General features: G+C 64.8%; 3 protein-coding genes. All 3 read right to left on the bottom strand.

Annotation, left to right across the window (positions count from 1 at the left end; translation table 11 throughout):
• Positions 1–150: 150 nt before the first annotated feature.
• Genes xdh through ygfK form a run of 3 tightly spaced genes read right to left on the bottom strand, consistent with a single transcriptional unit; the run spans position 151 to position 6,430 of the window.
• The gene (gene xdh / locus DXC52_RS01385; RefSeq protein ID WP_117745832.1) at positions 151–2,928 is read right to left on the bottom strand and encodes a selenium-dependent xanthine dehydrogenase; all 2,778 of its coding nucleotides are present in this window, start codon (positions 2,926–2,928) and stop codon (positions 151–153) included.
• 12 nt (positions 2,929–2,940) lie between these two features.
• A complete protein-coding gene (locus DXC52_RS01380) occupies positions 2,941–3,420 on the bottom strand; it encodes a 4Fe-4S binding protein (RefSeq protein WP_055252516.1) in 480 nt (159 codons plus the stop codon).
• Positions 3,421–3,430: 10 nt separating this feature from the next.
• Positions 3,431–6,430, bottom strand: a complete 3,000-nt coding sequence (gene ygfK, locus DXC52_RS01375; RefSeq protein ID WP_117745831.1) for a putative selenate reductase subunit YgfK — start codon at positions 6,428–6,430, stop codon at positions 3,431–3,433.
• Positions 6,431–6,537: the final 107 nt, after the last annotated feature.

Here is a 6,537-nt window from a genome sequence, read left to right as displayed (position 1 = left end):
GGTGGTTTAAAGCTGGCCGCTGCGCGGCCAGCAGACTAAAGTCTTGAACAAAAGGCCCCGGCTCGCGATGGAGCTGGGGCCAAAGGCGCAGCATATACAGTTGATGTTGAGCGCGAACAGCTCGTCAGCAATGACCGTCCGCGCCCTACCCTACCCGCGGTTGCGGACGCGGCTGTAGGGCGTATCCACCATGGGCAGATCGGGACGCAGCTTGCCGTCAAATGCGCGGTAGGCGTTCTGCACGGCGGGCGCCGTGGGGATCGTTGCGATCTCGCCGATGCCCTTGCCGCCGTATGCCACGGGCAGCAGCTCGTTCTTCTCCACGTAAATGGCGTGGATATCCGGAATCTCGGGCGCACGGAACAGCCCGAGCGTACCGTACCTTGCCTGGGGTACACAGTCCTTGAGCGGCCAGTCCTCGGTAAGCGCATAGCCCATACCCATGAGTACGCCACCTTCGATCTGACCCTGGATGGAGATGGGGTTGACCACCTTGCCGGAATCGTGCGCGGCATAGACCTCGCTCACGCGGCCGTCGTCGTCCAAAATAACCACATGCGTGGCAAAGCCGTAGCAGATGTGGCTCTTGGGGTTGGGAACATCCGCACCCAGCTTGTCGGTCGGCTCCAGGTACACGTAGCCAAACTCGCATCCCTCGAGCGCCTTGATGGCGGCCGCGGGATCCTGAGGATGCATACCCTGGCCGGCGACGAGCTCCTGCGTGTGCAGCTGATAGGCGCGACCGTCGTCGTACTCGATCTTGACGCCGTCGCCATGCGCATTCACGGGAGCGGCGGGCGCAGACTCGCCGGCTTCGATGTCAAGCATGGCATCGCGCAGCAGGAAGGCGGCACCGCGCACGGCCTCGCCGGTCACGACCGTCTGACGCGAGCCAGACGTGGTGCCGGAGTCGGGAGCGTTCTCGGTAGAGCACTCACCGTTGGCGATGCAGCGAAGCGGCAGACCGCATGCCTCGGCAACGTCCTGCAAAAAGACGGTGTTGCAGCCCTGGCCGATGTCGGATGTGGCGGCATAGACCACGGCCACGCCGTCCTCGATGCGAATCTTGCAGCGGCCGGCATCGGGCAGGCCCACGCCCACGCCGGCGTTCTTCATGGCGCAGGCAATGCCAGCGTGTCCGGGATGCGCGTAGTAGGCATCCTTGACCTCGAGCAGCGTCTCCTTAAGCGCCGTGGAGCAGTCGGCGATCTGGCCGTTGGGCAGAACCTCGCCCGGCTCGATGGCATTACGGTAACGAATCTCCCACGGGTCCAGGCCGACCTTCTCTGCCAGCAAGTCGATCAGGCTCTCGAGCGCAAACTCGGACTGGCAAACGCCAAAGCCGCGGTACGCGCCGGCGGGCGGGTTGTTGGTGTAGTAGCCAAAACCGCGAATGTCGGTGTTCTGGTACTTGTAGGGGCCGACGGCATGCGTGCAGGCGCGCTCGAGCACCGGGCCGCACAGCGACGCGTAGGCGCCGGTGTCAAAGTTGATCTCGCAGTCCAGACCGGTAAAGTTGCCCTCGGCGTCGCAGCCCAGCGTAAAGGTACCGTCCATGGCATGGCGCTTGGGATGGAAAGCGAGCGACTCGGCACGCGTGAGCTTGCACTTCACAGGACGCTGGAACTTATATGCGGCGAGCGCGGCCAGATGCTGGATGGACACGTCCTCCTTGCCGCCAAAGCCGCCGCCCACGAGCATGGTCTCGACGACCACGCGCTCGGGCTCGTTGTCCCAGCCAAACATGTGGGCACACTCTTTGCGCGTGTCGTAGGCACCCTGGTCGGTCGACTGCACCTTGACGCCGTTCTTGTACGGGAAGGCAACGGCGCACTCGGGCTCCAAGAAGGCATGCTCGGTAAAGGGCGTGGTAAAGCGCTGCGTCACGGTAAACGCGCTCTCGGCCAGCGCCTTGGCGGCGTCGCCGCGCGTCACATGGCGGCTCTGGCACACGTTGTCCTTGAGCTCCACCGTGTTGCCAAAGGCAAAGAAGCTGTCATGCAGGCGCGGGGCGTCGGCAGCCCTGGCCTCGACAATGTTGCGCACGGGCTCCAGCGGCTCGTAATCGATCTTTACGAGCTTCTTGGCCTTCTCGAGCGTCGCTTCGTCCTCGGCGACCACCAGCACGATGGCATCGCCCACGCAGCGGGTGATATCGCCCGCCGCGATCATGACGTCCCAGTCCTGGATAAGGTGGCCGACCTGGTTGACCGGCACGTCCTCGGCGCGCAGAATGCCCACCACACCGGGCAGGGCCTCGGCCTTTGAGGTATCGATGGAGAGCACGCGGGCGCGCGGATACTTGGAGCGAACGGCGCTGGCATAGGTCAGGCCCGGCTGATCGAGCTCGTCGATGTCGTCGGGGTACTTGCCCTCGCCGAGCACCTTCTTGCGCACGTCGATGCGGAAGGCGCGCTTGCCCACGCCGTAGTCGTCGCCGCGCTCCAGGTCCTCGTCGATCTGCTTTTCGCCGCGGAGCACCGCGGCCGCCAGCGAAATGCCCTCGATGATCTTCTTGTAGCCGGTGCAGCGGCAGACGTTGCCGCGGATGGCGTACTTGATCTGCTCCTCGGTGGGCTCGGGGTCCTCGGCGATAAGCGCTGCACCCGCCATGACCATGCCGGGGATGCAAAAGCCGCACTGCACGGCGCCCACGGCGCCAAAGGCGTACACGAAGGCCTCGCGCACGTCCTCGGGCAGGCCCTCGACGGTCACGATGTTGCGGCCGGCGGCAAGCGCGGTGGTCAGTACGCACGCCTTGACGGCCGCACCGTCCACGTGAATGGTGCAGGTACCGCAGGCGCCCTCGGAGCAGCCGTCCTTGGCGGAGTGAATGTGCAGGTCGTCGCGCAGGTAGCGCAGCAGCGGTTTGTTTTGGGTCGTCGTGCGCTCAACGCCGTTAACGGTAAAAGTGAATTCCTGTGCCATGGTGATTCCCTTCTACACGCCGGCGGCGATGCCGGTGCGGTCGTGGATAGCGCCATGCGGGCAGACGACGGCGCACATGCCACACGACAGGCAGTCCGCGCCGTCGATATGGGCGCAGTTGTCCTCGATGCGGATAGCGCCGGCGGGGCACTTTTTGGCGCACATGCCGCAACCGATGCAGCTCGTGTCGCAGATCTTGCGGGCGATGGCGCCCTTATCGGTGTTGTTGCAGCGCACCAGGATATTCTGGTAGCCGGGGACGAAGGCGATCACGCGCTGCGGGCACGCCATGCCGCACAGGCCACAGCCCGTGCACTTTGAGCGATCAACGCGGGCGATGCCATCGACCAGTGCAATGGCGCCGTGGGGGCAGGCCGTGACGCAGGCGCCACAGCCAATGCAGCCTTCACTGCAGCGGGCGTCGCCGCCTGCGGAGGCACAACCGCTTCCGCAGGCAACGTAGGCCACGTTATGTTGAATGGATTTGGCCATAAGGGGTCCCTTATTTCTTAAGGAGATACGAATAGTTGTCGCGCACGGCCTTGATGGTCAGGCGGACGGCCTCGGGAAGGCCGGTGTTGACGGCATCGACCGAGACGGTGCGGACCGTGCCGGCGACGCGGACCTTAAAGTGGTCCTCGCCCACGGCCAGGAAGCCCTCGTTCTCGGATTTCTCCATGTCCTGCTCGCTCCAGAACAGGGTGAGCTTGTCCTTGTAGGGACGACCCTCCTGGTAGGGGCAGAACACGGCGCAGTTGCCGCACTCGTTGCACATGCCGTCGACATGAACGACCTGATGCTTGGCCAGGCCCGGCACCTTAATGGCAACGTTGGCGCGGTTGGGGCACACGTCGCAGCAGACCTCGCACACCGAGCCGCAGCCCAAGCAACGAGTCTTGGTGCAGTTGCGCTTGTCGCGGCACAGCGACCCCTTGCGTTCGTAGCAGGTGTCCTCGCGGCCGGCCTGCTCGTTGCAGTCGGCGTACTTGTTAAAGTCCACGCCGGCGATGGCGCGGGCGACCTCGGCGGCGTCGGCAATAGCCTCGACCACGGTAGCAGGACCGCGACGGCAGTCGCCCGCAGCCCAGACGCCCTCAACGCCGGTGGAGGTGGCGGCAAGACGGCCACGACGGTCGTGCTCGACGCCCGCGGCATCATACAGGCTGGCATCGATACCCTCACCCACGGCGCAGATCACCGTGGTGGCGGGAAGCTCAACGGTCTCGCCCGTGGCAACGGGGCTGCGACGGCCGCTTGCATCCGGCTCGCCAAGCTCCATAACATCGCAGGTCAGCACGGCGCCGTTGAGTGCCTTGGGAGCCAGCAGCTCGCAGAACTCAACGCCGTCGGCAAGAGCAAGATCAAGCTCTTCCTCGTCGGCGGGCATCTGCTTCTTGGTGCGGCGATACACCAGGCGCACGTTCTTCACACCAGCCAGGCGCTTGGCCACGCGGGCAGCATCCATGGCGGTGTTGCCGGCGCCAATGACTACGACGTCCTCGCCCAGCTCGAGCTTCTCGCCCCTCTTGGCGGCCTCGAGGAACTCCAGCACGTCGAGCTCGGCGCCCTCGCCCAAGCCCGCAGAGCCGGGCATCCAGGCACCGGTGGCCACGACAACGTCGGTAAAGCCCTGGGCCTTGAGCTCGCCGATGGACTCCACGCGAGCATTAAGTTGCACCTTGGCGCCAAAGGCCAGGCAGAGCTCGGCATCGTGGGAGATGTCGTCGCTCGCGATACGGAACTCGGGGATCACGTGACGGACCACGCCGCCAAGCGAATCGCGGGCCTCGAAGATGGTGACGGGCACGCCGGCGCGCGTCAGGAAGAACGCCGTCGCCAGACCGGCAGGGCCGCCGCCGATAACGGCAACGTTGCGCTCGCTGTCGTTGGCGATGGCCTGGGCGCGCAGCTTGGGCAGCACGGCGGTCATGGCCTCGCGGGCGGCCTTGAGCTTGCTGGCGCGAATCTGGGCGCCCTCGGGCTCGTAGAACGCACGCTCGCAAGCGCGGCCGCAGGGATGCGGGCAGATGGTGCCGGTAATGAACGGCAGGGCGTTGCGCTCGATGATGATGTTGAGCGCGTCCTCGTAGCGGCCCTCGTCAACAGCCGCCAGATAGGCGGGAATATCCTGCTGGATGGGGCAGCTCGTGCGGCACGGCGTGGTAAAGCAGTCGGAAAGCGGGCTCTTGCCGGCGACCTTGCGGTCGGGCAGCGGACGCAGCGGCTTCTTGTAGAGCGGGTTGGTGAGCGAATCGGCCTGGATCGCGGTCACGGCGTCGAGCGAGACGCCCGCGAACGGCTTGCCATCCAGATCGGTGAACTCGCCGGCCATCTGGCTAAAGCGCTCGTAGCCACCGGGCTTGAGAACGTCGGTCGCCAGGGTGACGGGCCAAATACCGGCGTCATACAGGGCGCGGATGTTGTAGACCGTGGCACCGCCGGAGTAGCTGATGCGCAGTTTGCCATCGAACTGCTCGGTAATGCGGCGGGCGGCCTCGATGGTCAGCGAGAACAGCGAACGGCCGGACATGTACATCTCGGTGGAGGGCAGCTCGTTTCTCGTCACGTCGACGGGGAACGTGTTGGTCAGCTTGACGCCGAACTCCAGGCCGCGCTCGGCGCACAGGGCAATCAGGCGCTCGAACATGGGCACGGCATCGGCCCACTGCAGGTCCTCGCGGAAGTGCGTGTCATCGAAGACGATGTAGTCAAAGCCCAGCTCGTTGAGGCGCTGACGTGCAAACTCATAGCCCAGCAGCGTGGGGTTGCACTTGATGTAGGTATTGAGGCCCTTCTCGGTGATGAGGTAGGTCGCGATGCGCTCAATCTCCGCCGGCGGGCAGCCATGCAGCGTAGACTCGGTAATGGAGTTGGAAACGCGTGCCGGGATGGACTCGACAAACGCGGCGTCGACATGCTCAAACTTGTCCAGGTTGGCGAGAGCCCATGCGCGGCACTCGTTCCAGACGTCGGAGCCGCTGGCATCCTTCATGCCCTCGATGTAGGCATCGACCTTGGGGCTCTTAATACCCTCCAGGTCATAGCCCACGGACATGTTGAAGACAAAGCCGTCCGGGCTTCCCAGGCCGTACTCGCGAGCGATCAGGTGGCAGGCGAACCATGCCTTCACGTACTCGGCAAAGGCCTGCGGAACCTCGAGCTCGGTCGACCACTCGCAGTTGTAGCACTCGTCCTGCGCCACGATGCAGGGCTTGTTCACACACTTGGAGAGCTCCTCGCCGTCCATAACCTGAACGGTCTTGAGCTCAAAGAAGCGGGAACCGGCAACGTAGGATGCCACGATGTTTTGGGCAAGCTGCGTATTGGGGCCGGCGGCCGGGCCAAACGGGGTCTCGATGCGCTCGTCAAAAATGGGAAGCGCGCCCTCCTGGTTGGTCGTGACCATCTTGCGCACGCCAAAGACGGCGCCCTGGGTCTTGTGCTCCTCGATGATCCAGTTCATCAGCTGCGAAAACGGGATCGGCCTCATGATGTCGCTCATAATGAGCTCCTCTCTGTAACGCCCGGCGAGACCGCGCGGCGGGCGCAAATACGGTGTAGCGCTAGCACAGCGCCGGCGACCCCGCGGAGGCCGCCTATACGTGCGTC

It is taken from the genome of Collinsella sp. TF05-9AC, assembly GCF_003438495.1.
Lineage (GTDB): Bacteria > Actinomycetota > Coriobacteriia > Coriobacteriales > Coriobacteriaceae > Collinsella.
Note: the sequence above shows the minus strand (reverse complement) of the source record. Positions and strands in the feature narration are given on the sequence as shown.